Below are 25,230 nucleotides of genomic sequence, written 5' to 3' on the forward strand. Positions count from 1 at the left end.
GATCAACCGATTCTCCTGCCGTCGTGTCGCCGATAGCGCCGCTGCACCGGCGGGAGTCAGGGTGTCAGCGACACCATCGTGAGCGAACGTTGATGACAACGGTTATAGACGAGTACGTCCGATTGCGGTCAGTATCGGAAGCTAACGAACAGATATGATAATTGTTGTGTGCGTTCGTTTAGCCTAGTTGTCAACTACACGCTAGTGACCATCTGTGGCAGTAATAGGCGGAACCTGACTTAAGTTTCAAACAGTTCAAAGCAGTTATCCCGACGACCACATCGTCTTAGCGGTGAAATGAGCCGCTCCGTCAGGTTTTTAATGGATGGATGTGGACTCTTGAATATCGCCCTAGTGCGGTGATGAATCATGACAAATCAGGGTCGACTTACGAAAGGAATCAGTCGACGTAACGTACTCAAAACTAGCGCCGCAGCCGGCGCGTTTGGGCTCGCGGGCTGCGTCGACGGCGGCGGCGGCGGTGGCGGCGGTTCCGCCGACTTCGGGACCCTCGGGGCAAACGCATCGACGTTCGACCCCGCGGCGTCGGCCGACGCCTCGTCGTCCAGTTGCATCGATCTGATGTACGAACCGCTCGTCGGGTTCGACTTCGATCTGAATCCCCAGCCGGTGCTGGCCCGAGACTGGGAGCGGGTCGACGACACGACGTTCCGGTTCATGCTCCGGGAAGGCGTCCAGTTCCACAACGGCGACGAGATGACCGCCGAGGACGTCCAGCACTCGATCGAACGGTATCAGGGAACCGTCAACACGGCCGTGGTGGCGAGCTGGTACGACTCCAGCGAGATTCTCGGCGACTACGAGATCCAACTCAACCTCTCCCGGCCGTACGCGCCGTTCCTGGCGGATCTCTCGGGCGTCTTGATCGTCCCCGCCGGAACGACGAGCCCTGCTGACGGCGAAACGCCGCTGGACGACGAGTCGCAAGGGACCGGCCCGTTCCAGTTCGAGTCCTGGTCTCAGGACGACCGCTTCGTCGCGACCAAGTTCGATAACTACTGGTGGGGCGACGTCAACGATGCCGGCGACTTCTCCGGCGAGGCGCCACTCGACGAGGTCAACCTGCGAGTGGTCGTCGATCCCTCCGCCCAGTTCAACGCGATTCAGGGGGGCGACGTCAACGCGATCAATCAGGTCCCGCCGATGGACGTCCCGACGGTCGAGGACGACGGTAATCTCACGCTGAACCGGAACGACGGGATCACCTTCGACTTCCTGATCTACCCGGTCAACAGCGGCCCGTTCCAGAACGAGAAGATGCGACGGGGCATCACCCGAATGATCCCGCGGGACGACATCGTCGGAGACGCGGTGTTCAATGGCACCGCCGTCAAGGGTTCGAGTCCGTACCCGCCGATCCTCGGAGATCCCTACTGGGACGAGGACTTCGAACAGCGCCTCCTCGACGAGTACGTCGGCGAGGACGTCGACGCCGCGACGACCCTGCTCGACGAGGCGTTCAGCGAGGAGGGAATCGAAGCGCCGTACCAGACCGAGATCCGCACGAACGAGAACCCCGTGCGCCAGCGCTGGTGTGAAGTCATCGCGAACACGCTCTCCGAGACGGAGTACTTCGAGGTCAGCGTCAACGTGATGGAGTGGAGTTCCTACGTCGAGTTCATCACGGGGCCGGCTGCCGAAACGAGCGACATGGTCGCACTCGGCTGGACCGCCAGCGCGGATCCCGACTCCTTCGTCTACCAGTTGTTCGCAACCGACCAGTTCACGCCGAACGGGTACAACATCAATCACTACTCGAACGAGGAACTGGACTCCCTGATGCAGGAGGGCCAGACGACGTTCGGGGCCGACCAGCGAGGGCCGATCTACAAGGACATCGCCGAGATCCTCGCCCAGGACGTGCCCGTCACGTTCCTCTGGCACGGCAAGCGGCTCATGGCGACGCGCGATGTGATCAGCGACTTCCAGGTCCACCCGAGCGCCAGCGCCGACTACTCGGGCATCTACAGCCCCGCACTCGGTCAGGAGATCGAGTACGACGGCTAACCACCCTCCCAAATAATGTCTCTTCGACGATACGTCGCAAAGCGATTGCTCGTGACGATTCCGGTTCTACTGATAGTGACGCTCGTCACGTTCATGATGTCGCACCTGCTGCCCGGCGACCCCGTGGCGTACATGACGCAGTTCTCCGAGATCGACGACGAGACCGTCCAGCAGTTGCGAGCCCAGTACAACCTCAACGAACCGATCTGGAAGCAATACGTGCTGTGGCTCGGTGACGCGATCCAGCTCGAGTTCGGCCAGTCGATCATCTCCGAGCGGAACGTCACCGAAGAGATCCTGTCGCGGCTCCCCTACACCGTCCTGCTCGGTGTCATGTCGCTGGGGGTCGCGCTGATAATCTCGATCCCGACGGGGATCATCGCCGCCTACAAGAAGGGCGAGTTGGCCGACGAAGTTAGCCGAGTGTTCGCACTGCTGGGCGTCTCGTTGCCCAACTTCTGGCTCGGGCTGATCCTGATCCTGATCTTCAGCGTCCGGCTCGGCCTGTTCCCGGTGTTACCGCCCACGTCCTATCCGCTGTTGAGCTACAACATGATCATGTTCACGCTGCTGCCGGCGGTCACGATCGGCACCGCCTCCTCAGCTCTGCTCATGCGGTTGATGCGGTCCTCGATGGTCGAGGAACTCAACAAGGACTACGTCACGATGGCCCGCGCCAAGGGACTCCCCGAGCGGACCGTTGTGATCAAGCACGTCGTCCGCAACTCGATGATCGCGGTCGTGACCGTGGCGGCGCTCCAGATCGCCTTCATCGTCAACGGTGCGGTCGTCATCGAACAGGTGTTCTCCTATCCGGGCATCGGCCGATTGCTGCTGAACGCCGTCTCACAGCGTGACTTCCCGATCATCCAGGCGACGGTGCTGATGATCGGCGTAACGATCGTGTTCGCGAACCTGGTCGCGGACATCGCGTACGCGTGGCTCGATCCGCGCATCAGATACTGACTATGTCACAGGAACGAGGACGTATTCGAATCACGGGTTACGACACCCAGACGGTCGACGAGCGGGAAGATCTCTCCGACTGGGAACCCGAACTGCAATCCGAAGAAGCCAAAGGGCGGATGTACTACGCCTGGCAGCGGTTCAAGGGTAACCGTGCGGCGGTGTTCGGGCTCACGGTCATCCTCCTGATGACGCTGCTGGCGATCTTCGCCAGGCCGATCGAGATCGCTGGGACGACCGTCCAGCCGTTCTCGATCGCGCCGTACTCGCCGAGCACGCACCGGTACGACGTCGCGACGCAGGCTCCCTCGGCCAAGTACCTCTTCGGTACCGACTGGGCCGGTCGCGACATCTTCTCGCGCGTGCTGTTCGGCGGCCGCTGGAGTCTGTCGATCGGCTTCATCGCCGTCGGACTCGCGGTGTTCGTCGGCGTCCCGCTCGGTGCGGTCGCGGGCTACTACGGCGGCTGGATCGACGAGGCGATCATGCGCCTGGTCGACGCGCTGTACGCCTTCCCGTTCCTCGTGCTGGCGATCGCCATCGTCGCGATCGTCGGCAAGGGGTACTGGAACATGATCGCGGCGCTGGTCGTGGTGGGCTGGCTCCCCTACGCCCGCATTATCCGCGGCGAGATCCTCAGCGTCAAAGAAAACGAGTACGTCACCGCGGCGAAGGCGCTGGGGGCCAGAGACCGGGCGGTGATCTTCCGGCACATCGTTCCGAACGCGATGGCGCCCGTGATCGTTCAGGCGACCCTCTCGATCGGCAGCGTCGTGCTGGCGGCGGCCTCGCTGGGCTTCCTCGGCCTGGGGCTTCCCCCGTCGAGCGCCGAGTGGGGGAGCATGCTCTCGAACAGTCAGCAGACGCTCCACCGGGGCCAGTGGTGGATCACCCTGTTCCCCGGGCTGGCCATCTTCGCGTTCGTGATGGCGATCAACCTCGTCGGCGACGGCGTCCGCGAGGCGTTCGATCCGCAAAGCGAAAGCGGCGGCACCGAAGGAGGGTTCCGGTAGATGGCGCTGATCGAAGTGGAGGACCTGAACGTACGGTTCTACACGGAAGACGGCGTCGTCAAGGCTGTTAACGACCTCTCCTACCAGATCGAGGCCGGCGAAACGTTCGGCGTCGTCGGCGAGAGCGGCGCCGGCAAGAGCGTCACCAGCCTCTCGCTGATGCGGCTGCTGGAGTATCCCGGCCGGATCGAGAGCGGCAGCATCCGCTTCCGCGACGACGACGCGCTCGACCGGTTCGAGTCCGAGTACCCCGACAACGTCGTCGACCTCGACGCTGTCCGGGCGAATCACGACGTCGAGACTGCCGCCGCGCGGCTGGACGACCGGGACGTCAGCGGCGTCCAGCTCACCGGCGACGATCGGTACGAGGACGTCCCGCCGTCGGAACTGGCGGCCGAGGGCGTGATCGACCTCGACGACATCCTCGACGGCGGGTTCGGCGCCGACGCCGGGCTGGTCGCCGAAGACGACTTCGTCGTCCACGACGGCGACCGACGCTATCTCGAACTGCTGCGCGCGCCGGACGACGCGATGCGCAAGCTGCGAGGCAACCGGATCGCGATGGTGTTTCAGGACGCCGAGACGGCGCTCAACCCCGTCTACAGCGTCGGCGAGCAGGTCGCCGAGGCGATCCGTCACCATCTCGACTACGACGAAGAGGCGGCCCGCGAGCGGGCGATCGAGATGCTCGAAACCGTCGGCATTCCCGACGCCGAGGAGCGCTACTCGGACTACCCACACCAGTTCAGCGGCGGGATGCAACAGCGCGCGGTGATCGCCATCGCCCTGTCGTGTGATCCGGACCTGCTGATCTGCGACGAGCCGACGACCGCGCTCGACGTGACGATCGAGGCCCAGATCCTCGAACTGCTCAAGGATCTGGCCGACGAGTTCGACACCGCGATCCAGATGATCACCCACGACCTCGGCGTGATCGCGGACATCTGCGACCGCGTGATGGTGATGTACGCCGGCAGCGCCGTCGAGACGGCGCCCGTCGAGGATCTGTACTACGATCCCAAACACCCCTACACCGCCGGGCTGATGGGATCGATCCCGCGGATCGGCGACGAACGCGAGCGGCTCCAGACGATCCCCGGCACGATGCCGGACCTGATCGAGCTGCCGCCGGGCTGTGACTTCCACCCGCGCTGTCCGTACGCCGAGGACGCGTGCGTCCACAACGAACCGCCGCTGGTCGACGCCGAGACGGGCGAGTCGCCCGATCCGGCGGCGCACGACCAGCACGTGGCCGCCTGCCTCGAGTACACCGGCGACCTCACGGGCGATCTGGACTTCGAGGTCGAAATCAGCGGCGCCGACCCGCGCGAGCGCCCGGATCGCGGCACCGGGCCCGAGGAAGCGGACCCCGCCGGCATCGATACGGACGGCGGCGATCGGTCGGAGCGTGGCGCTCGCGACCGAAACGGAGGTGAACTCGATGAGTAACGAACCGCTGATCACCGCGGACGGACTCACGAAGTACTACTCCAACGACTCCGGTTTCGTCGATCGACTGCTCGGCGGTCGCGAGTGGGTCAAGGCCGTCGACGGCGTCGACCTCGAAATTCGAGAGGGCGAGACGCTCGGCCTCGTCGGCGAGAGCGGCTGCGGGAAAAGCACTCTCGGGCGGACGCTGCTACAGCTAGAGGACCCGACCGAGGGCGAGATCTACTACCGCGGCGAGGACCTGACCGAACTGTCGGACGGCGAACTGCGGGAGCGACGGAAGGACCTGCAGTTCATCTTCCAGAACCCCTTTTCCAGCCTCAATCCGCGCCTGACGATCAGCGACATCGTCGGCGAGGCGCTCGACATCCACGGGCTCGCCGAGGGGCAGACCCGCGACGAGCGCGTCAAGGAGTTGCTGGAGACGGTCGGCCTGAGCGCGAGCCACGCCAACCGCTACCCCCACGAGTTCTCCGGCGGGCAGCGCCAGCGCATCGGCATCGCGCGGGCGCTCGCGGTCGACCCCGAGTTCGTCGTCTGCGACGAGCCCGTCTCGGCGCTGGACGTCTCGGTGCAGGCCCAGATCCTGAATCTGCTGGAGGATCTTCAGGAGGAGTTCGGGCTGTCCTATCTCTTCATCGCCCACGACCTCTCGGTCGTCGAGCACATCGCCGACCGGATCGCGGTGATGTACCTGGGTGAGATCGTCGAGATCGGGACGCCCGAGGAAATCTTCGAGCCGCCACACCATCCCTACACCGAGGCGCTGCTGTCCGCGATCCCCGAGCCCGACCCGCTCTGGGCCGAGGACCGCATCGTGCTCGAAGGGACGGTGCCCTCGCCGATCGATCCGCCGGAAGGCTGCAAGTTCCACACGCGCTGTCCGCGCGTGATCCAGCCGGCGGACTACGAGTTCGAGCAGTCCACCTGGCGCTCGGTGCTGACGCTGCGGACGAAAATCGAGGACGGCGCCGTCGATCTCGAAGCGGCCCGCTCCGACGCCGCCGAGGCGAGCGGCGCCGGCGGCGAGGACGACCTCGCGCCCGAAGCGATCGCCCGCGAGATTCGCGAGCGACACGACATCCCGCCCGAACTCGCCGATTCGTCGGCCGACGCCGTGCTGTCCGAGGCGCTGGCCGAAGTCGCACGGGACGAGTTCGAGGCGGCGGCCGACCGGCTCCGGACCGAGTTCGCGACGCCGTGTGTCGCCGACGATCCCGAACTTCGCGACACCGAGTCCGGCGAGGCCGCGTGTCACCTGTTCGACCCGCAGTACGAGGCGGGATGGGTCGACGCCGACGGCGCGGATCTCGGTACCGAGACGACCGCCGACGACTGATCGTTCGGCGACCACACTCTTTTGCCGACGCGGCGAGTACCGGAGACCAATGCGGCGGATCTACGAATCGGAGGCACTGCGACGCGGAGAGGAGCCACACGGGCCGAGCGACGGTGACGACGACGCCGCGGGCAATCGCCTCCCGTCGATGCTCGACTGGGGCGGCGTCAGCAAGCTCGTCGTGCCGACGCCGCTCCGGGACCGATCGATCGCCGTCGACGTCGAGACGGACCGCGAGACGTACGCGCCGGGCGACCCGGTCGGGATCCGAATCGTGATGCGAAATCGTGCGCCGGTCCCGATCGCGATCCGGACGCCGACGCCGGTGCGCTGGGACTGGTCGATCGACGGCGTCCGGCAGGACGCCCGCGCCGACGACGTCGACCCGCCGGACCGCCGCGAGTACCTGACGTTCGCCCGCAGCGAGACCAAGGCGTTCTCGCGCACCTGGCGCCAGACGTTCAAAACGGGCGCCAGCGAGTGGACCGACGCCGACGAGGGACGGTACGAGATCGCCGCGTTCGTCGACGTCGACGATCCCGCCGAGCGAGGGCTGTACGCCAGCACCGAGATCGAGATCCGCTCCTGAGCTCGTGTCTGGGCTTTCGACGCAGGCTCACAGCGCCCGGTCGAGCAGTTCGACGGGATGGGCCGGTTTCTCCGCACCCGCGTCGCGTTCGGCGAGCTGGCTGCGACAGGAGGTACCCGGCGCCGTCACCGTCTCGTCGCCGCTCGCTTCGACCTGATCGAACAGGATCGAGCCGATCGCCTGACTCATCGAGTAGTGTTCTTCCTCGTAGCCGAAGCTTCCGGCCATGCCACAGCAGCCGCTGTCGAGCACGTCGATGTCGTAGCCGGCGCGTTCGAGCACCGCGGGGGCGTGGAGTTCGCGCTTGGTCGCGGTCTGGTGACAGTGGCCGTGGTAGGTGACCGATTCGCCGTCGGCGTCGGCCGGCAGATCGAACTCGAACAGGTCGAGGTACTCCAGCACGCCGAACGTGTTGCCCGCGACGCGGTCGACCGCGTCGCCGGTCAGTAGATCGCGGTAGTCCGACTGGAGCATGACGGCGTCGGACGGCTCGACGACGACGACGTCCCAGCCGTCGTCGACGAGCGGCGCGAGTTCCTCGACGTTGTGACGGGCGCGCTCGCGAGCGAGATCGAGAAAGCCCTTCGAGAACGCCGGGCGACCGCTGCCGGTGACTTCGGTGGGCACGGCGACGTGGACGCCCGCGGCTTCGAGCGCGCGCACGGCGGCCATCCCGATCTCGGGGTCGCTGTAGTTCGTGTACGTGTCCGGGAACACCAGCGCCTTGCGCTCGGCGTCCTCGACGCCGACCGCGGGATCGCGATCGGCCATCCGGCCGACGAACGACCGGCGCTCGAACGTCGGGAGGTCCCGCTCGCGGGCGATCCCCAGCGCCTTCTCGGCGAGGACGCCGGCGCCCGGCAGTTTGGTCAGCCAGTTCGAGAGCGGCGCCGTCGCCGAGCCGAGCTTGGCGGCCAGTTCGACGTTCGCGAACAGGCGATCGCGCAGGCTCGCGCCCTCGTGCTGGTGGTACTCGTGGGTCAGCTCGGCTTTCATCTTCGCCATGTCGACCTCGCTGGGGCAGTCACGGGCGCAGCCCTTGCAGCCGATACACAGGTCGAGCACCTCGGTGACGAACTCGTCGGAAAACACCTCGTCGTCGGGCAGGTCGCCGCTCATCGCCTGCCGAAGCGCGTTCGCACGCCCGCGCGTGCTGGTGATCTCCTCGTCGGCCGCCCGGTAGGTCGGACACATCACGCCGCCGGTGGTGTCCTGCCCGCCGCGACAACCGCCACAGCCGTGACAGAGCTCGGCCATCCCCTGGAACCCGTTGTCGTTCGACCACTCCATGGTCGGCTCGAAGCCGGCGTCGAACTCGTAGTCGGGATCGAACCGGAGGTTCTCGGTCATGTCCGGCAGGGTGGCGTCGGCGTCGCTCGCGCCGCTTGACGCCGCGCCCGAGTCGCTGGACGCCGCTTCCGCACCGCCGGACGCCGACCCGGCACCGGTGGCCGCCGCGACGCGGTCGGGAGACAGGCCGCAGACCTGTCCCGGATTCAGCAACCAGTCTGGGTCGAACGCCGATTTGAGGTCGCGAAACACCTGCCAGACGTCCTCGCCGTACAGCTTGTGGTTCCACTGGGTGCGCGCGCGGCCGTCGCCGTGCTCGCCGGAGACGCTGCCGCCGTACTCGACGACGAGATCGGTGATGGCGTCGGCCAGCGATTCCATGCGGTCGACGCCGGCGGGCGATTTGGTGTCGATCAGCGGGCGGATGTGCAGACAGCCGGGCCCGGCGTGGGCGTAGAAGGAAGCGAACGTGTCGTGATCCTCGAGCACCTGCTGGACATCCGCGACGTACTCGGGCAGGTTCTCGGGCGGCACCGCGGTGTCCTCGATGAAGGAAATGTGCTTGGCGTCGCTCGTCCGGGAGAGCAGGATCGGCAGGCCGGACTTTCGGAGCTTCCAGAACTGCGCGCGCTCGGCCGGTTCGTGCGCCTCGCGCGCGGCGAACGCCTGCTGCGGGGCCGCCGTGATCGACGCTGCGCCGTCGGCCGGCGCCACCTCGCTCGTGGCATCGGGCACCCGGTCGGCGAGCAGATCGGCGACGGCGTCCATCCCCTCGGCGTCGTCGTCGGCGTAGAACTCGACGAGCAGGACGGCGCGGGTACCCTCGGGGAGCATCTCGACGAGGTCGCCGAACTCCTCCGTCTCGCGGGCGAGATCGAGCAGCACGCCGTCGAGCACTTCGACCGCGGCAGGGTCGTGATCGAGGATCGGCGCCACGTCCTCCATCGCGTCGAGCAGGTCCTCGTAGGTCAGCAGCGCCATCGACTTCGTCTCGGGGATCGGTTCGAGGTCGAGCGTCGCCTCCGTGATCACCGCGATCGTCCCCTCGCTGCCCGCGAGCAGCCGGGCGAGGTTGACCGAGCCGTCTTCGGCCTCGTCGAGGAGCCTGTCCAGATTATACCCCGAGACGTTGCGCTTGAGCTGGGGGAACACCTCGCGGACGGCGTCGCTGCGCTCGTCGACGACATCGGCGACGGCGGCGTAGATCCGGGCTTCGAGGTCGCCGTCGGGATCGGCCGTCCTCCGGAGTTCGTCGAGCGACACCTCGCCGAGCGCCGTCACCGTGCCGTCTGCGAGCACGACCTCGACTTCCCGGACGTACGCGTCGGTCTTGCCGTACTTCAGCGAGTGGGCGCCCGTGGAGTTGTTGCCGATGGCGCCGCCGACCGCGCTTCGATTCCCGGCGGCCGGGTCCGGCGCGAACTTCAGGTCGTGGGGATCGAGGGCGGCGTTGAGCTCGTCGACGATCGCGCCCGCCTGGACTCGCGCCGTCGCGTCGTCGGGATCGACGCCGAGCAGTCCGTCCATGTGCCGGGTGAAATCCAGCACGACGGCCTCGTTGACGGCCTGTCCGGCGAGGCTCGTCCCGCCGCCCCGAGGGAGCACCGGGATCTCTCGCCGTGAGCAGTACTCCATCACGGCGGCGACGTCCTCGGTCGACGCCGGGAAGACGACGCCGATCGGCGTCACCTCGTAGGCCGAGGCGTCGGTGGCGTACAGCTGGCGGGAGTACTCGTCGAAGCGAACGTCGCCGTCGACCCGGTCCTCGAGATCGTCGACCAGGCCGGCCCGGCGCACCGTCTCGCTCTGGTAGTCGTACGCTGCTCTCGGGTCGGTCTCCGGGGAGTGATGGGTGTCGCTCATTGGAAGGGAAACGCGGCGTCACGGCGGCGAGCGGTCCGAGACGCCGCGATCGGTTGGTGTACGAGTGTCACGCCCTCACAGTAATCAATCGTTCGACAGCGAACCGGTCGACTGTCCCGCCCACAGCGGCGGCGTTCGTCCAGTTCATCGTGCGGTATGACAACGATTGGCTCTGTGTTGGGAACGATCATGAGTGTTTCTCACGTGGTGAGCGAGAGCACGCCTGCAAACCAATTATTACGGAGGGCGACGAAAGACCTAGTATGGCGACAACGATCCGGAAACCGCGCTCGCGGACGTGCGAGCTGTGTGGGCGTCAGGAGGCCTGGAACGACGAGCAGGGATCCTGGCAGATCGTCGCGGAAGACGGCGAGCGCGCAGTGGGGAACCCACACTGCATCCACGAGTGGGACATCACGGGCTCGTTCACGCCGATCGAGCGAACTGACGCCTGAGAGCGCGGCCGGACGACCGCGATTCCTTTTGTCCTCCCGACCCGTAGCGCCCGCTATGCCGACAGCCTCCGTCACCGCGCCGCCGGACGCCGACGGTCCAGAGCCCACCGTGGCACGCCCTCACTCGCACGGGACAGAAAGATAATCCTTAAAAATCGCGCGGAGGTTGTACTCAGTATGGCTGGAACTATCGAAGTGCTCGTCCCGGGCGGCCAGGCCAACCCTGGCCCGCCGCTCGGCCCCGAGCTGGGCCCGACGCCCGTCGACGTGCAGGCAGTCGTCCAGGAGATCAACGACCAGACCGAGGCCTTCGACGGCACCGAAGTGCCCGTCACCATCGAGTACGACGACGACGGCTCGTTCGATATCGAGGTCGGCGTCCCGCCGACGGCCGAACTCATCAAGGACGAGGCCGGCTTCGAGACCGGTAGCGGCGAGCCCCAGGAGGACTTCGTCGCCGATCTCTCGGTCGATCAGGTCAAGCAGATCGCCGACCAGAAGCTCACCGACCTGCTCGCCTACGACCAGAAGAACGCCGCGAAGGAAGTCGTGGGAACCTGCACCTCGCTGGGCGTCACCATCGAGGGCGAGAACCCGCGCGACTTCAAAGAGAAGATCGACGCCGGCGAGTACGACGACCAGTTCGCGGACGCCTGATCCGGCGCTCGATTTCTTTCTCGTAGTCTTCGAATCGGTATAGCTGCGGCGTCGATCAGACCAACAGCAACACCGCCGAGTACGCTGTCGCCCCGAGAGCGAAGGCCCAGAACCGGCCATCTCGCTCGGCCGGTAGTTCCTCTTTGACGACGTTGAGGATGACGCCGCCGGCCAGAAACGCGAACAGCATCGCCACTGCAGCCTCGGTTACGTCGACGGCGAGTCCGATCGCCCAGCCACACAGCACCGCCAGCGCCAGGATCCACCGACCGTACCGGTCGTAGGTCCTCTCGTGGTGGCGGCGCAATCCGTAGTCGTTGACGAGGAAATGAAGCCCCATCGCCACGGCGAACAGGACCAGCGAGAGGGTGCCCGGCGTCTCCCGGTGGACGAGGAGGTAGCCGATCAGACCGTTGTAGCCCGCGAAGGCGCCGACGTGTACCCAGAAAATCGATTCGTCGAGGTCGTCCGGATCGTCCGAAGCCGCTCGGTCTCGGCCGATCAGGGCCAGCCGTTCGACGCCGTAGAACGTTCCGAATCCGCCGAGAGCGACGAGGTAGGCGTGATGTTCGAGGAAGCCGACGGTGCCCTCGAGCGTCGCTTGCCCGGCGTTCAGTTCGGGCAAGACGTGGACGAACACGTACGCGACTGCGGCGCCGCCGGCCGTCGACAGCCACGCACTGCGCGGGAAGTTCGTCGAGACGCGGAGCCGTCGGGCGGCGATATGGATCGCGGCCAGCGCGAGCGCTGCGAGCGCAGTCAGCACCCCGACCGGTGCGACAGTCCGGAGCACGATCGTTCGGTAGTTCGACGGCCATCGGGAAAACACTCGTCCGGCGACTCGGTGGATCCCCGGTCGTAGTTCAGCCTCAGAGAGACGCCTCCACGCTCCGTAACGACGGCTTTAAGTTCTACATGGACCTCGTCTCCGATGAGACAGGCACCGCCTGTTTCACTGACCCGTAGGAGCAGTTCCTGCGTACTACGGAGGTGAACGATGGCAGATCAGGACATAGAGCAAGCAGTCTCTCGCGCACTCGAGGACGCACCCGATCGCAATTTCAGCGAGACGGTCGACCTCGCGGTTAACCTGCGCGATCTGGATCTCAACGAACCGTCGAATCGCGTCGACGAGTCCGTCGTGCTCCCGTCCGGTACAGGACAGGAGACGCGGATCGTCGTGATAGCGGAGGGCGAAACCGCCATCCGCGCAGAGGACGTCGCTTACGAGGTTATCGGCGGCGACGACCTGGCAGATCTCGGTGACGACGACAACGAGGCGAAGGACCTCGCCGAGGCGACCGACTTCTTCATCGCCGAAGAGGCGATGATGCAGGACGTCGGTCGCTACCTCGGTACGATCCTCGGCCCGCGGGGCAAGATGCCCGAGCCGCTCTCGCCGGACGACGACGTCGTCGAGGTCGTCAACCGAATGAAAAACACCGTCCAGCTCCGCAGCGGCGACCGACGCACGTTCCACACGCGCGTCGGCGCCGAGGACATGGGCGCAGAGGAGATCGCCGACAACATCGACGTGATCCTCCGCCGTCTCCACGCGGATCTGGAGAAGGGCCCGCTGAACCTGGATTCGGTCTACGTCAAGACCACCATGGGCCCGGCAGTGGAGGTGGCCTGACATGAGCGCGGAAGCCGAGCGCAAGACCCAGAACCTTCCCGAGTGGAAGCGCGAGGAGGTCGACGAGATCGTCGGCATCCTCGAGGGCTACGAGAGCGTCGGCGTCGTCAACATCGCCGGCATCCCGTCGCGACAGCTTCAGGACATGCGTCGCGACCTGCACGGCACCGCCGAGCTGCGCGTCAGCCGCAACACGCTGCTGGAGCGCGCGCTCGACGAGGTCGGTGACGGCCTCGGCGATCTGGTCGAGCACGTCGAGGGGCAGGTCGGTCTGATCGGTACGAACGACAACCCCTTCACGCTCTACCAGGAGCTCGAAGCGTCCAAGACGCCCGCGCCCATCGGCGCCGGTGAGGTCGCGCCCAACGATATCGTCGTCCCCGAGGGCGACACGGGCGTCGACCCGGGCCCGTTCGTCGGCGAACTGCAGAGCGTCGGCGCATCGGCCCGCATCCAGGACGGTTCGATTCAGGTAACCGAGGACAGCACGGTCCTTTCGGCCGGCGAAGAGGTCTCTCAGGACCTCTCGAACGTCCTCAGCGAGTTGGGCATCGAGCCCAAGGAAGTCGGGCTGGACCTGCGCGCCGTCGTCTCCGAGGGCGTGCTGTTCGACCCCGAGGATCTCGACATCGACGTCGAGGCCTACCGGTCGGACGTCCAGACCGCCGCCGCTCGCGCGCGGAACCTCTCGATCAACGCCGAGTACGCCACGCCCGCCACGGCGCCGACGCTCATCGCGAAGGCGACCGGCGAGGCCAAGAGCCTCGGCATCCAGGCCTCGATCGAGAGCCCCGACCTCGCCGACGATCTCGTGACCAAGGCCGACGCGCAGGTGCGCGCGCTGGCCGCACAGATCGACGACGAGGAGGCGCTCCCCGAGGAACTGCAGGACGTGGAAGCGCCTGCGGCCGCCGCGGAGACTGCCGACGAAGAATCGACTGACGACCAAGACGACGAAGCGGACGAGACCGACGCCGACGACGCCGCCGAGGAAGACGACGAAGACGACGACGACGGCGACGACGGCGCTGCAGAGGGTCTCGGCAACATGTTCGGGTGATTCATCCATGGAATACGTTTACGCAGCACTCATCCTCAACGAGACTGGCGAAGAGATCAACGAAGACAACCTGACCGGCGTGCTCGAGGCAGCCGGCGTCGACGTGGAGGAGTCCCGCGTCAAGGCGCTGGTCGCCGCACTGGAGGACGTCGACATCGACGAGGCCGTCGACGAGGCCGCAGCGGTCCCCGCGGGCGGCGCCGCAGCGGGCGGCGCAGCCGGCGGCGCTGCAGCCGACGACGGCGACGACGAGGAAGCCGAGGAGGCCGAGGAAGACCTCCCCGACACGACCGACGAGGACGACGGCGACGACGACGAGGACGAGGAGGCCAGCGGCGAGGGCCTCGGCGAACTCTTCGGTTAAACTCGACGCCCCAGATCCCACACTTTCTTTCGACGCCGCGTTCGACAGCGGCGGCTGTGTCGTGCTGTCGATATTCGAAAACGCGATGCGTCGATCGGCGGCTGCTCAGCCGGCGTACGAGCTGTCGCCGACGACCTCGACGAACTCGCCGCGGCCGACGCCGCCGTTCGAATCGTACTCCGCCACCTCGACGCGGACCTGCTGTTCGACGTGCTCGGGCGTCGCGCCCTCGACGTACAGCTTCGTGTCGCCGACGAACGCGAGGCCGGCGTCCTCGGCGGCGTCGTACTCGGCGAGGAACACGTCGACCGTGCTGCCGGGCTCCAGCGAGGGGCTCGTGGTGCGGAACGACCAGCCCTTCGTGTACTTCTTGAGGAAGCTCATACGCGGGCCACCTCCTCGGACTGCCGGTCGATGGTGTACTCCCGCCCGAAGCCGGTCAGCGCGGCGACGACGAACACGGCGACCAGCAGCCAGCCCTGGAACACGAAGGGTACGACTTCGACGGGATTGACGACCATGCTCGTCTCGAACCAGTCGTACTGCTCGGGCAGGGTCTGCATCTCGGTGAAGCCGACGAGCACGCCGCCGGACCACGGGAAGATGTAGCCCAGCGCCGCGGTCTGGGCGTCGAGGATGTTCGCGCGGCGGTAGCCATTCAGATTGAACCGCTCGCCGACCTTCGAGATGAACGGCCCGATCGCGATCTCGGCGGCCGTATTGATCGTGATGATGGCGTTGATCATCGCCGCAGAGCCGACCATCGTCAGTTCCGCGTTGCGGACGTTCGTCGCGAGATTCGTCAGCGACCAGTCGAGGATCGCCTGGAACGCCCCGCCGCGGATCATGATCTGGGCGGCCGCGATGATCAGCAGGACGAGGATCGACAGCGCGAAGAAGCCCGCCGCGCCGGAGTAGATGCTGCCGCCGACGCCGACGGCGCTGGCGTCCGTCGTCACTTCCAGGAACGGGAGGAAGGACAGTTGCTCGGACGCGGGAGCGCTCGCCGGCGCGGTGAACAGCAGCATGTCGCTGACCGGCGCCAGCCCGAGCAGGATGTTGAGAACGACCGCGGTGACGAGCCCCCAGGAGATCGCCTCGACGATGTGACGCCCGCTGACGGCCGTCCCGATCACCATGCCCATCGAGAGCAGGTGAACCAGCCCGGCCGGTTCGCTCTCCGCGACGAGGAGGTCCTGAGCGCCGCCGGCGATGTCCAGCCCCGACATGGCGCCGCTGGCGACGATGTACGCGGGGAACGCGATCGCCGCCGCGACGATCACGTACTTGAATCGCGAGGCGACGACCCCGCCGATGTCCGAGTCTTGGGTGACCGCGCTGACGATCGTCGTGTCGCTGACGGGCGCGAGGTTATCGCCGAACACCGCCCCCGAAAGTATCGCGCCGAACAGCAACACGGGGTTGGCGCCCAGCAGCACGCCCGCCGGGAAAAAGAGGGCGACGAACGCGACGGTCGTCCCGTAGCCGGTGCCGATGCCGGTCGCCAGTACCGCCGCGAGGAGGAACGTGAGCGCGGGGAACAGCGTGGCGCCGATCCCGAACGCGTCGGCCAGCCAGACGAGGCCGCCGACGAACCCGCCGGCCTGCAGCGTGTCGGCGAACATGCCGGCCCAGAGCCACGCCACGATCGCGGTCACCGCCACGGGCTGGGTCATCCCCTCGAACAGGGTGTTAGCGTACCCGGTCCAGGAGCCCTTCACGAAGAACATCCCGACGATCAGTCCGATCAGCATCCCCGCGACCAGGCCGCTGGTGTCTGAGATTCGCCACAGCGCCGTCTGGGCGACCGCCCAGACGATGAAAAACAGGATGGGAAGCGCGCTCATTCCCCGGCCCCCGTAGAACTCGATCCGGGGCCCCTCGTCCTCGCTCGCGGTGACGAACTCGCTCGATACGTCTCTGTCCGGTGATTCGTCCGTCCCCATAGTTCGTTCCGACCGTCAGCGCACTGCTACATAAGAATGAGTGGTAATACCACACTATCCGACACGTTCTCCCCTGTGGTCGTGATGACGGTCCAGCTACCGCGGCTCCTATCCACGCTCGTGCATATGATTGGCTATTTCGACGCGGATCTGGGCACGAACCCGAGGTTTCAAGAGCGTCGCGGTCGGCGGTTTACGTAATGACGCACGTCATCGACGGCAACGCGGTGGCCGACGAGATCCGCTCGGACCTGACAGAGAGCATCGACGCGCTGGGCGACGCCGGCGTCACGCCGGGCCTCGCGACGGTGCTGATGAGCGACGACCCCGCGAGCGAGACGTACGTGTCGATGAAACAGCGCGATTGCGAGGAGGTCGGAATCGACAGCGTCCACGTCGAGATCGACCCCGAGGCGCCCGCCGAGGAGCTGTACGACACGATCGACGAACTCAACGAGGATCCCGAGGTCCACGGCATCCTCGTCCAGATGCCGGTGCCCGACCACGTCGACGAGCGCGAGGTGCTCAACCGGATCGATCCGGTGAAGGACGTCGACGGGTTCCACCCCGAGAACGTCGGCAAGCTCGTCGCCGGCCACGCACGGTACAAGCCGTGCACGCCCCACGGCGTCCAGAAGCTGCTCGAAGCCGCCGACGTCGACCCCGAAGGCAAGGACGTCGTGATCGTGGGCCGCTCGAACATCGTGGGGAAGCCGCTGGCGAACCTGCTGATCCAGAAAACCGATCTGGGCAACGCGACTGTGACGGTCTGTCACTCCCGGACGAACGATCTCGGCGCCAAGACGCGGAACGCCGACGTCGTCGTCGCGGCCTGCGGCGTCCCCCAGCTCGTCGACGGCGAGATGCTCACCGAGGGCACCACGGTGATCGACGTCGGCGTCAACCGCGTCGACGCCGATACGGAGAAGGGCTACGAACTGGTCGGCGACGTCGACTTCGAGAGCGCGAAGGAAAAAGCCGGCGCGATCACGCCGGTGCCCGGCGGCGTCGGCCCGATGACGCGGGCGATGTTGCTGTACAACACGGTGAAAGCGGCCGGCCTGCAGAAAGACGTCGACGTCGTCCTTCCCTGACCGGCGCTGCGTCGCCGGGCCGCAGGACGGCGTCGAAGACGTCGAGCTTCCCTGAGTCGGCGGAACTTATTCTGACAGCCGCTCGAGCCGCTCGCGGCACCGCGCCAGCGCGTCCTCGTCGTCCCACCTGACCGCCTCGGCCAGGTTGCGCGCGGCTCTGACGAGCGTCTCGGCGGTCTCGGGGTCGACGTCGCCCTGCAACGCCTTGATCCGCTTGACGTGATCGCCCAGCGTCGCCAGCGCGCCCATGGCCGCCGGATACTCGTCGTCCTGATCGTCGATCCAGGTGCTGATCTCGCTTCGGTAGGCTTGCGCCGCCTCGGCGTAGGCCAGCCCGCGAGCCTCGCGGAGTCCGAGGGGCACCTCGTCGGGCGCGGGTCGCTCGCCCCGGTCTGCACCCCGGAGCAAGGAGAGATAGTACAGCTCCTCGTCGTTGGTCGGGTCGTAGGACCGCCCCACGACGTCGGCGACCTGTCGGAGTTCGCGGGCCGCGAGATACACGTCGTCGAGCGGCCGAAGCTCGCCCGCGTCGATGAAGCCCGTCCGGCGGACGAACTCCCGGCACTCCTCGATTGCGGCGTTCGCGAGCTCGTCCTCGGGTTCGGCGTCGATCATGTTGCGGACCTCGGTGAGATCAAGCGTCGCCTGGCCGGCGGTGTGGCGCTTGCGCTCCTCGTCGACGCCGACGCTGCGGACGCTCTCGCAGTTGGGGCAGGCGACGCTGCCGGTCTCGTAGTACGACCACCGCGTGCCACAGTCCTTGCACTCGCGCTCGCCGCGGATCTCCATGCGTGGCCGTAACGCTCGCGGCGTGAAATATCCTCCACTCCGGACCGGTGCCGCGGCGGCGCAGTCAGCCGTCCCGGCGCGCGAGCAACTCCTCGACGGCGGCGTCGACGTCGGCGCGGATCGGCTCCAGATCGTCGATCGTCGTCCGGTTGTACTCGCGCTTGCTCACGTCGGTGTGCTCGGGGACGATCTCGTGGGCGCGGCGCGACCCCTCGGCCAGTCGGTCGACGAGGTCGTCCGACACGTCCGCCGCGGTCGGAAGGTACAGCCGCGAGACGACGGCCTTCGAGAGGCTGGACTTGCCCTCCGAGACGATATCGTCGAGCGAGCGCTGGTAGAGCGAGGAGTTCAGCAGCGCACAGAGGAAGTGGGCCTCGCGCTCGTCGTCGGTCGCGACGAACATGCAGTGATCGCCCGGCACGACCGGTTTCTCCCCGAGGTCTTCGTCCTCGACGGACGAGACGACGGCGAAGTGGGGCTTGTAGCCCAGCCGGCACCAGACGATCTTGTAGTCGGCCCAGGTGTACTCGCCGAGGCCGAACACGCTGTAGAAGGGGCCGCGATCGAGCCACGACGAGGAGCGCTCGGCGAGGCGCTCGCGTCGCGCGTCGAGGTAGTCGTACGTACGCGGGCACTCGCGTTCGAGTCGGTCCTCGTTGTCCTCGCCGGCCTGGCGCTGGGGGACGAGCCGGAGGTCGTGGCCGAACAGGCCGTACTTGACGACGTGGCGGGACTTGAGGTACGGAAAGACGTGATCGGGCTCGATGTCCGCGAGCTGGTCGCGGTCGATCTCGAACACCTCGCGCGCGTCGTCCTTGACGCCGTGGCGGATCTCGTGGTCGCAGTCGCCGAGCGCCCGGCGGTCGGCGTCCGCGCGGAGCCACGACGACGCGGGGTCCTCGGCGTCGACGGGGACGAACTCGGTCTCCTCGCGGCGGAGTGTGGCGTCGACCGCCGCGCGCGTCGAGAAGTCCGGTGCGGCGTCACCCCTCGACCACGCGGTGACGGGGATCGGCGTCGACGCGGACTCGCCGGCCGAGAGCGCGAAGATCGCCGCCCCAGCACGGACGCCGTCACCGAACGGCCGGAGGTCGGCGAAGTCGTGGACCCGGCGAACGCGAAGCGGGTCGCCGTCGAGGCGCTGGGCGCGCAGCCGTCGCCCCGCGGGCCCCTTCGCGATGGTGCGCTTGAGCACGAACGCGGCGTCGCCGTCGGCCGCGAGGTAGCGGTCCGCGCAGGTCAGCACGAACGGCACCGAGACGTCGTCGTTCGCGTGGCCCAGCAGCGCGGTCTTTCCGTCGCCGGGCGCCAGATCGAGTCGCTCGGCGGGGCCATCTCTCCAGGCCGTCCGGACGGCGTCGGGCAGGTCGCTCCAGGTGATCCACGGCGGGTTGCCGACGAGGTGGTCGACCCTCGGATCGAACGGCTCGCCCCGGTAGCGGAGGTCGTCGTCGCGCGTGACGCCGAGCGCGTCCGTGAGAAACACCGGAACGGCGACCGACTCGACCTCCGGCGAGCCGAGGAGAGGCGCCAGCGAAAGCACGTACGACAGCGTCGCGCTCCGAACCGCCACGGGATTCAGGTCGATCCCGAACACGCCGTCGGTGATCCGGTCGAGTCGCTCTCGCGCGTCCAGCCCGGCGTCCGCGGTCGCCGCGAGCTTGCGATCGATCAGGACCGAGAGGAACGCGCCCGAGCCACAGCCCGGATCGAGGTAGGTGTCGGCGCCGACGTCGTCTTCGAGCGCGTCGACGGCCAGCGCGGCGACGCCGCGGGGCGTGTAGTACTCGCCGAGCGCGAGGCGAACGGGGCGGGTCACCACCGACTCGTAGAGTTGCCGGAGCGCGTCGGGATCGACGGCGTTCGGCGCGGCCGCCGATCCGGACGCCGCGGCGAGCTCGGCGTCAACGAGCGATCGGAGTTCGTCGTCCGCGACCGCGTCGTGGACCGCCCGGAGGTCGACGCCGAGCGCGCCGGTGTTCGCGCCGGGTGCGCGATCGCGCACGCGAACGTCGAGCGCCCGCTCGACCGCGGCGAACAGTCGTTCGAGCAGAAAATCGTAGTACAGCCAATCGCGGACGAGCGCTTCGCGCGAGCGCTCGCCCGGCAACGAGTCGACGGCGTCGCCGTGGCTCCGGCGGACGAACTGGAGCCAGTCCGCGACGGCGTCAGCGACGACGCCGTCGTCCGCGCGGTCGCGGGCGGCCGCCGCGTACCGCGCGTGGGCGTCGCTCTCGCGTCCGAGTCGGTCCGCCAGTCGTGCGCCCGCGTCGGGGGCGAGAGCCGCGTCAGTCATCGTTCCGTGTTCAGGCCCGCCGTTCGGGTGCGGTGTCGGCCCTGACGTTGCCGGGGCGGCATTAAAAGTGTTCGAGTCTCGCGGTTCGACGCGGTCGCCGGCCGCCCGCGACTTTCATGTCACTCGCGCCGGTAGCTGGCCGCATGCGCTCCGAAGAGGAAGTCCGCGAGCAGTACGAGTACCTGCAGGACCAGCTCGACGACGAGGAGATGCGTCACGAAGGCGTCCGAAAACTGTTCAGTCACTACAAGCGGGCGCTCGGGTGGGTTCTCGAGGAGGAACACATGTAAACGCAGCTTAATTTTTTGATCAGGGAAGCGAACGGTAGGCTGGTGTCGAAACATTTAAGATCAACGAGTGAATTTGCTCAGGTGACGCTTCGCTTGGAGGGCCGAAGCGTCAGCGGGGACCAATTCAGGGCGGCAAGCGATCGCGCGTTTTTCGCGCGCGATTCGCTTTCCTGTTTCGACGAATCGACGAGCGGCGGCGCCGTGCCGAATCGCAACCGTTCTTCTTCCGCAGTGCCAACGCGGAGGCATGGCTGAGCCGGTTCCGATCACCGTGTACACGAGAGAGAACTGTCACCTCTGCGACGAGGCCGTCGAGACGCTGACCCGGATCGCCGACTCGGAAGGTGTCGCGATCGACATCGACGAGGTCGACGTCGACGAGGATCCCGAGCTCGCCGAGGAGTACGGCGACCGGGTTCCCTACGTGCTGGTCGACGGGACGCCGAAGTTCAAGTACAGAGTCGACGCCGCAAAGGCCCGTAGCGTGCTTTCACGGCAGTAACGGCGCAATCTGCGAGCGACGCCGGTCGCGATCCCGGTCGGTTTCTCCAAAACTGTTAGGTGTTCGTTTTGTGTGGTAGCTGGTCGTATTCGATTACAGAGGCAAACACGATGTACGATCTCACCGGCTTCAAGCGCGACCTGTTGTACGTAATCGCGGGACTGGAAGAGCCCCACGGGCTGGCGATCAAGTCCGAACTCGAGGACTATTACGAGTCCGAAGTCCATCCCGGGCGGCTCTATCCGAATCTCGACGACCTCGTCGAAGAAGGACTGGTCGAGAAAGGATCACACGATCGCCGGACGAACGCCTACGAACTCTCCGAGAAAGGGTACGAGACGCTCTCGCAGCGTCGCGACTGGGAGAGGAAGTACTACGGCGACCAGACGCCGACAGAAGATGCCACGAGCGTTCCCGCTCACGCGGGCAACTGAACGGACGGTAGCTCCCCACGATAGCGTCTTTCGGCGGGACGCAGGGCGAATCAGACCGTCAGTTCCGAGTCCGACGACGCGTTAGCGAACAGGTCGGCCACCAGACCGGCGCCGTCGTTCGTCTCCGCGAGGTTCTCCATCAGCACCGTCTCGCTGGGGAAGAGCCGCTCGCCCAGCTCGAGGCCGTGCTCGCGCGCCGTCGACCCAGTGACCGTCAGGTAGACGCCGAGCCCGGCGTCTGCGATGGCGGCTTCTTCCTCGCGGCCGTTCTGGGGATAACAGAAGTCGACGCCCTCGACGGCGTCGGTTCCGAGCACCGCCTCGACGAGCCGTTCGTAGCGCGGCGAGATACACAGCGGCCCCTCGTACTCGCGAACGAACTCGCGATCGAACGCGTCGTCCGTCCCTTCGCGTCGAAGATCGGGTTGGCCCATCAGCGTGTGATAGACCGTATCGCCGAGTCCGGCGACGACCCGGACGTCGGTGTCGCGGGGATCGATGCGAGCGTTGAGGTCCGCGATCGACTCCAGCGGTTCGGCCCGCAGGCCGACGACCTCCTCTAGCACGAGGTCGGCGCTGTCGAACCCCAGCGCGAACTCGTGGGTGCGCAGCGCTCGAAACGGCTCCTCGCGGCCGATCAGCTGCAGCTCGACGTCGCCCAGCGGGATCGTGACGCTGTCGAACACGATCCGGCGCGGGCGTCCCTTTCGGTCGTCCCGCAGCAGCGTGTACTCGGGGCGCCCCGGCGCCGAGAGATCACTGTACTCCGCGAGGCGCTCGTAGACGTCGTCCGCGGCGGTCTGCTCGCCCTTGGCGATCGCCTTCTCGTAGCGCAGGATGGAGCTGATCGAATCGGCCAGCGAGGCGACGTCGACGCCGGCGGAGAGATCAGCCGTCGAGGATCGTTCGCTGCCGTGGCGCTCGGAGGAGAGATGGCTGTCCTCGACGCGCGTCGCAAGGCGGTCGAGCACGGCCTCGAGCGGGCGCCCCTTGCGAGGGACGGCCACGGGAATCGTCTCAGTCATTAGCGGGACGACGGTCCCGCCGGTCAAACAGGTTGCGATTCAGTTAAACATCTCGCCGAGCTGGTCGCGCCAGTCCTGGATCTCTCGGACTTCGGACTCGACCGAGTCGACGTCCTCGGCGACCGAATCCAGCTGCTCGTCGAGTTCGTCGAGGGATTCCGACAGCTCCGAGACGTCCGCAGCGGCGTCTTCGGCGACGCCCTCGACGTCTGCGAGCTGCTCGCTCAGGTCGTCGAGCTCCGCGCGAACGGCGTCGACGTTCTCGCCGACCTCGCCGATCTCCGAGTCGACCCGATCGACCGAGTCGGAGACGGACTCGACGGCTTCGTCGACGTCTGCGAGCCGCTCGTCCGCGGCGTCGACCCGCTCGTCGACCGACGACACGTCCTCGGCGACCGAGTCGACACGATCGTCCACGTCGTCGACCCGCTCGTCGACCGCCGTCGCGTGCTGGTCCACGTCGGCGACGCGTCCCTGAAGGCTATCGATCGCTTCGTCGTTCTCGTCGACCGACGACTCGACCGCCGCGACGTCTGCCTCCAGAGCCTCGACGGTCGACTGGAGATCCTCGATCAGTTCGTCGCCCTGCCCGTTCTCGGCGAGGAACTCCTCCATCGCGCCGGCGTAGGCGCTGACCTCCTCGACGCGAGACTGGAGGTGGTCGATCCGCGCGACGACGCTCGAATCGACGCCGCCGGCGTCCGCGTCCTCGGCGTCGACGCCGAGATCGAGTTCCTCGCGGAGCACCGCCTTGTCTTCCTCGTCGACGCGCCCGGCGCGGAGTTCCTCGGCGAGCGCGCTCGCGACGCCACCTTCCTCGGCGATCGTCGCATCGGCCGTCGGTTCGGTGTCGGAGGCCGTGCCGTCGTCGGCAGCCGCTTCGTCGTCGGGCTCGGCAACAGCCGCTTCGGCGTCGGCATCGGCGACCGACGCTTCGTCGTCCTCGACGATGTCGGCTTCCGGCTCCTCGGCCTCGGTATCCACATCGTCAAGCTCGGTCTCGGCATCCATTTCGTTAGCCTCCGCGTCCACTTCCTCAGCCTCGGCGCCGACTTCCTCAGCCCCGAGCGCTGCCTCGTCGACGTCTGCGTCGATTTCCGTCTCGTCGTCCGCGTCGTCGGCTTCAGCACCGGCGGAGTCCGCGTCCTCGACCTCGGCGTCTGTTTCCTCGGCGTCGATGAGGTCCGCCTCGTCGTCCTCGATCATCTCGTCGACGGCGTCGATGTCGTCAGCTTCCGCGGCGTCCGCGTCGTCGGCGTCCGTGTCGTCGACGTCCGCGTCGTCCGGCTCGCCGGCATCGGCCTCGTCGTCGCCGGCGGGGACGTCGATCTCGATCTCCGGTTCGTCGTCGTCCGTCTCCGCATCGTCGGTCTCGGGGTCGGGAATCTGTTCTTCCAGACCGAGGTCGAAGTCCTCGTCGGCCCCCTCGTCTTCGTCGTCTTCCGCCTCGGCATCGTCTGACTCGCCATCGAGGTCGACGTCGCCGAGGTTGAGATCGAGGCCGTCGTCGTCGGCTTCCGCGTCGTCCGTCTCGTCGGCCTCCTGGTCGAGTCCGGGCATCGAGTCGGATTCGCCGGAGATCATGTCCTTGACGGCCTGGCTGCTCTCCTTCGACGCGATGTCGTCGATCGTCGAGTCCGCGACCGCCTCGGCGTCCGACCGATCGGCGCCGTCGGCGTCCACGTTGGCCGGGCGCACCTCGGCGATCTCGGGCGGGGTGAGGAACGCGTCGGCGTCCTCGGGGTCGTCGATCCGGATGCCGTAGACGGTCACGAGCTCCTCGCCGGGCTCGACAGAGTGTTCGAACTCGACCGTGTGGTCCTCGTAGGCGGTCCAGTGCTCGCTCTCGTACTCGGGATGGAACCCGACGCCGTCCATCGGGAACTCCTCGGGAATCGGCTCCGAGAGCCGGAGCGTCGCCTCGTCGTCGCGCGTCGACTCGATCCTGAACTCGATCGTCGGCACCGCGAAGTCCTCGGTCTCGAACGCCTTCCGGACGGTGATCCCGTCGGAAGACACCTCGACTGCTTCCCTGGCGGCCTCTTCAGTCATACGGGGGCCTTTCTGGACTACCAACATAAAAGGATCGGGCACGTATCCCGCAACAGTTCTATTCGCAGCACGCAGACATCGTACTATACTATC

The 25,230-nt window shown here is 66.9% G+C and carries 23 protein-coding genes; 15 read left to right on the forward strand and 8 right to left on the reverse strand.

Annotated features, from left to right (window positions below; translation table 11 throughout):
• The first annotated feature begins 369 nt into the window (after positions 1-369).
• From NO931_RS03975 to NO931_RS04000, 6 genes are read left to right on the forward strand one after another with little or no spacing between them, the layout of a single operon-like run.
• Positions 370-2,028 carry an ABC transporter substrate-binding protein gene (locus tag NO931_RS03975; protein WP_256391325.1) on the forward strand — a complete coding sequence of 553 codons (1,659 nt, stop codon included), beginning with the start codon at positions 370-372 and terminating at the stop codon, positions 2,026-2,028.
• Positions 2,029-2,043: 15 nt separating this feature from the next.
• Positions 2,044-2,994: an ABC transporter permease gene (locus NO931_RS03980; protein WP_256391326.1), complete on the forward strand. Its 951-nt coding sequence runs from the start codon at positions 2,044-2,046 to the stop codon at positions 2,992-2,994.
• Positions 2,995-2,996: 2 nt separating this feature from the next.
• Positions 2,997-4,007, forward strand: coding sequence for an ABC transporter permease (locus NO931_RS03985; protein ID WP_256391327.1), 1,011 nt, complete (start codon positions 2,997-2,999; stop codon positions 4,005-4,007).
• On the forward strand, positions 4,008-5,456 hold the full coding sequence (locus tag NO931_RS03990) for an ABC transporter ATP-binding protein (protein WP_256391328.1): 1,449 nt from the start codon (positions 4,008-4,010) through the stop codon (positions 5,454-5,456).
• Complete coding sequence (locus NO931_RS03995) at positions 5,449-6,795, forward strand: ABC transporter ATP-binding protein (RefSeq protein ID WP_259371395.1); 1,347 nt, start codon at positions 5,449-5,451, stop codon at positions 6,793-6,795. The genes NO931_RS03990 and NO931_RS03995 overlap by 8 nt, the downstream gene beginning before the upstream one ends.
• A gap of 49 nt (positions 6,796-6,844) precedes the next feature.
• Positions 6,845-7,384: a DUF7974 family protein gene (locus NO931_RS04000; protein ID WP_256391329.1), complete on the forward strand. Its 540-nt coding sequence runs from the start codon at positions 6,845-6,847 to the stop codon at positions 7,382-7,384.
• Between the two features lie 27 nt (positions 7,385-7,411).
• Here the strand turns inward: NO931_RS04000 and NO931_RS04005 are convergent, their stop codons facing one another.
• Positions 7,412-10,537, reverse strand: a complete 3,126-nt coding sequence (locus tag NO931_RS04005) for an FAD-binding and (Fe-S)-binding domain-containing protein (protein WP_256391330.1) — start codon at positions 10,535-10,537, stop codon at positions 7,412-7,414.
• 263 nt (positions 10,538-10,800) lie between these two features.
• Here NO931_RS04005 and NO931_RS04010 point away from each other — a divergent pair, with 263 nt between their 5' ends.
• A complete protein-coding gene (locus tag NO931_RS04010) occupies positions 10,801-10,992 on the forward strand; it encodes an HEWD family protein (RefSeq protein ID WP_256391331.1) in 192 nt (63 codons plus the stop codon).
• A 177-nt stretch (positions 10,993-11,169) separates the two neighbouring features.
• Positions 11,170-11,649 carry a 50S ribosomal protein L11 gene (locus NO931_RS04015; RefSeq protein WP_256391332.1) on the forward strand — a complete coding sequence of 160 codons (480 nt, stop codon included), beginning with the start codon at positions 11,170-11,172 and terminating at the stop codon, positions 11,647-11,649.
• A 55-nt stretch (positions 11,650-11,704) separates the two neighbouring features.
• On the opposite strand, the gene NO931_RS04020 is transcribed toward NO931_RS04015, so the two are convergent.
• Positions 11,705-12,442 carry a hypothetical protein gene (locus tag NO931_RS04020; protein ID WP_256391333.1) on the reverse strand — a complete coding sequence of 246 codons (738 nt, stop codon included), beginning with the start codon at positions 12,440-12,442 and terminating at the stop codon, positions 11,705-11,707.
• Positions 12,443-12,646: 204 nt separating this feature from the next.
• Between NO931_RS04020 and NO931_RS04025 the strand changes: the two genes are divergently transcribed.
• Genes NO931_RS04025 through rpl12p form a run of 3 tightly spaced genes read left to right on the forward strand, consistent with a single transcriptional unit; the run spans position 12,647 to position 14,709 of the window.
• The gene (locus NO931_RS04025) at positions 12,647-13,285 is read left to right on the forward strand and encodes a 50S ribosomal protein L1 (RefSeq protein ID WP_256391334.1); all 639 of its coding nucleotides are present in this window, start codon (positions 12,647-12,649) and stop codon (positions 13,283-13,285) included.
• Position 13,286: 1 nt separating this feature from the next.
• Positions 13,287-14,345 carry a 50S ribosomal protein L10 gene (locus NO931_RS04030; protein WP_256391335.1) on the forward strand — a complete coding sequence of 353 codons (1,059 nt, stop codon included), beginning with the start codon at positions 13,287-13,289 and terminating at the stop codon, positions 14,343-14,345.
• A gap of 7 nt (positions 14,346-14,352) precedes the next feature.
• The gene (gene rpl12p, locus NO931_RS04035; protein WP_256391336.1) at positions 14,353-14,709 is read left to right on the forward strand and encodes a 50S ribosomal protein P1; all 357 of its coding nucleotides are present in this window, start codon (positions 14,353-14,355) and stop codon (positions 14,707-14,709) included.
• A gap of 105 nt (positions 14,710-14,814) precedes the next feature.
• On the opposite strand, the gene NO931_RS04040 is transcribed toward rpl12p, so the two are convergent.
• Complete coding sequence (locus tag NO931_RS04040) at positions 14,815-15,093, reverse strand: DUF7513 family protein (RefSeq protein ID WP_256391337.1); 279 nt, start codon at positions 15,091-15,093, stop codon at positions 14,815-14,817.
• Entirely contained in the window at positions 15,090-16,655 is a 1,566-nt protein-coding gene (locus NO931_RS04045) for a Na+/H+ antiporter NhaC family protein (RefSeq protein ID WP_256391338.1), read from the reverse strand. Before NO931_RS04045 ends, NO931_RS04040 begins: the two co-directional genes overlap by 4 nt.
• A 200-nt stretch (positions 16,656-16,855) precedes the next feature.
• Here NO931_RS04045 and NO931_RS04050 point away from each other — a divergent pair, with 200 nt between their 5' ends.
• Positions 16,856-17,749, forward strand: coding sequence for a bifunctional methylenetetrahydrofolate dehydrogenase/methenyltetrahydrofolate cyclohydrolase (locus tag NO931_RS04050; RefSeq protein WP_256391339.1), 894 nt, complete (start codon positions 16,856-16,858; stop codon positions 17,747-17,749).
• Between the two features lie 66 nt (positions 17,750-17,815).
• On the opposite strand, the gene NO931_RS04055 is transcribed toward NO931_RS04050, so the two are convergent.
• Together NO931_RS04055 and NO931_RS04060 are read right to left on the reverse strand one after the other, a co-directional pair.
• On the reverse strand, positions 17,816-18,538 hold the full coding sequence (locus tag NO931_RS04055) for a DUF7117 family protein (protein ID WP_256391340.1): 723 nt from the start codon (positions 18,536-18,538) through the stop codon (positions 17,816-17,818).
• A 64-nt stretch (positions 18,539-18,602) separates the two neighbouring features.
• The gene (locus tag NO931_RS04060; RefSeq protein WP_256391341.1) at positions 18,603-20,834 is read right to left on the reverse strand and encodes an N-6 DNA methylase; all 2,232 of its coding nucleotides are present in this window, start codon (positions 20,832-20,834) and stop codon (positions 18,603-18,605) included.
• A gap of 143 nt (positions 20,835-20,977) precedes the next feature.
• Between NO931_RS04060 and NO931_RS04065 the strand changes: the two genes are divergently transcribed.
• The 3 genes from NO931_RS04065 to NO931_RS04075 all read left to right on the forward strand — a co-directional run bounded on the left by NO931_RS04065 (position 20,978) and on the right by NO931_RS04075 (position 22,060).
• A complete protein-coding gene (locus NO931_RS04065) occupies positions 20,978-21,124 on the forward strand; it encodes a DUF8555 family protein (protein WP_256391342.1) in 147 nt (48 codons plus the stop codon).
• Positions 21,125-21,371: 247 nt separating this feature from the next.
• Positions 21,372-21,626 (forward strand): glutaredoxin family protein, encoded by a 255-nt coding sequence (locus tag NO931_RS04070; RefSeq protein WP_256391343.1) that lies wholly within the window; start codon positions 21,372-21,374, stop codon positions 21,624-21,626.
• Between the two features lie 110 nt (positions 21,627-21,736).
• Complete coding sequence (locus NO931_RS04075) at positions 21,737-22,060, forward strand: PadR family transcriptional regulator (RefSeq protein ID WP_256391344.1); 324 nt, start codon at positions 21,737-21,739, stop codon at positions 22,058-22,060.
• A 50-nt stretch (positions 22,061-22,110) separates the two neighbouring features.
• Here NO931_RS04075 and NO931_RS04080 read toward each other — a convergent pair whose 3' ends face one another.
• Together NO931_RS04080 and NO931_RS04085 are read right to left on the reverse strand one after the other, a co-directional pair.
• Positions 22,111-23,085, reverse strand: coding sequence for a phosphoribosyltransferase HisG-related protein (locus tag NO931_RS04080; protein WP_256391345.1), 975 nt, complete (start codon positions 23,083-23,085; stop codon positions 22,111-22,113).
• Positions 23,086-23,124: 39 nt separating this feature from the next.
• On the reverse strand, positions 23,125-25,137 hold the full coding sequence (locus NO931_RS04085; protein WP_256391346.1) for a midas domain-containing protein: 2,013 nt from the start codon (positions 25,135-25,137) through the stop codon (positions 23,125-23,127).
• Positions 25,138-25,230 lie beyond the last annotated feature (93 nt).

The sequence above is a fragment of the Natronoarchaeum rubrum genome, from assembly GCF_024494695.1.

Excerpts from the sequence above, each read along its gene's own strand:
- NO931_RS03975 (WP_256391325.1), top strand. The coding sequence starts at position 370 with ATGACAAATCAGGGTCGACTTACGAAAGGAATCAGTCGACGTAACGTA.
- NO931_RS03980 (WP_256391326.1), top strand. The coding sequence starts at position 2,044 with ATGTCTCTTCGACGATACGTCGCAAAGCGATTGCTCGTGACGATTCCG.
- NO931_RS03985 (WP_256391327.1), top strand. The coding sequence starts at position 2,997 with ATGTCACAGGAACGAGGACGTATTCGAATCACGGGTTACGACACCCAG.
- NO931_RS03990 (WP_256391328.1), top strand. The coding sequence starts at position 4,008 with ATGGCGCTGATCGAAGTGGAGGACCTGAACGTACGGTTCTACACGGAA.
- NO931_RS03995 (WP_259371395.1), top strand. The coding sequence starts at position 5,449 with ATGAGTAACGAACCGCTGATCACCGCGGACGGACTCACGAAGTACTAC.
- NO931_RS04000 (WP_256391329.1), top strand. The coding sequence starts at position 6,845 with ATGCGGCGGATCTACGAATCGGAGGCACTGCGACGCGGAGAGGAGCCA.
- NO931_RS04005 (WP_256391330.1), bottom strand. The coding sequence starts at position 10,537 with ATGAGCGACACCCATCACTCCCCGGAGACCGACCCGAGAGCAGCGTAC.
- NO931_RS04010 (WP_256391331.1), top strand. The coding sequence starts at position 10,801 with ATGGCGACAACGATCCGGAAACCGCGCTCGCGGACGTGCGAGCTGTGT.
- NO931_RS04015 (WP_256391332.1), top strand. The coding sequence starts at position 11,170 with ATGGCTGGAACTATCGAAGTGCTCGTCCCGGGCGGCCAGGCCAACCCT.
- NO931_RS04025 (WP_256391334.1), top strand. The coding sequence starts at position 12,647 with ATGGCAGATCAGGACATAGAGCAAGCAGTCTCTCGCGCACTCGAGGAC.
- NO931_RS04030 (WP_256391335.1), top strand. The coding sequence starts at position 13,287 with ATGAGCGCGGAAGCCGAGCGCAAGACCCAGAACCTTCCCGAGTGGAAG.
- rpl12p (WP_256391336.1), top strand. The coding sequence starts at position 14,353 with ATGGAATACGTTTACGCAGCACTCATCCTCAACGAGACTGGCGAAGAG.
- NO931_RS04040 (WP_256391337.1), bottom strand. The coding sequence starts at position 15,093 with ATGAGCTTCCTCAAGAAGTACACGAAGGGCTGGTCGTTCCGCACCACG.
- NO931_RS04045 (WP_256391338.1), bottom strand. The coding sequence starts at position 16,655 with ATGGGGACGGACGAATCACCGGACAGAGACGTATCGAGCGAGTTCGTC.
- NO931_RS04050 (WP_256391339.1), top strand. The coding sequence starts at position 16,856 with ATGACGCACGTCATCGACGGCAACGCGGTGGCCGACGAGATCCGCTCG.
- NO931_RS04055 (WP_256391340.1), bottom strand. The coding sequence starts at position 18,538 with ATGGAGATCCGCGGCGAGCGCGAGTGCAAGGACTGTGGCACGCGGTGG.
- NO931_RS04060 (WP_256391341.1), bottom strand. The coding sequence starts at position 20,834 with ATGACTGACGCGGCTCTCGCCCCCGACGCGGGCGCACGACTGGCGGAC.
- NO931_RS04065 (WP_256391342.1), top strand. The coding sequence starts at position 20,978 with ATGCGCTCCGAAGAGGAAGTCCGCGAGCAGTACGAGTACCTGCAGGAC.
- NO931_RS04070 (WP_256391343.1), top strand. The coding sequence starts at position 21,372 with ATGGCTGAGCCGGTTCCGATCACCGTGTACACGAGAGAGAACTGTCAC.
- NO931_RS04075 (WP_256391344.1), top strand. The coding sequence starts at position 21,737 with ATGTACGATCTCACCGGCTTCAAGCGCGACCTGTTGTACGTAATCGCG.
- NO931_RS04080 (WP_256391345.1), bottom strand. The coding sequence starts at position 23,085 with ATGACTGAGACGATTCCCGTGGCCGTCCCTCGCAAGGGGCGCCCGCTC.
- NO931_RS04085 (WP_256391346.1), bottom strand. The coding sequence starts at position 25,137 with ATGACTGAAGAGGCCGCCAGGGAAGCAGTCGAGGTGTCTTCCGACGGG.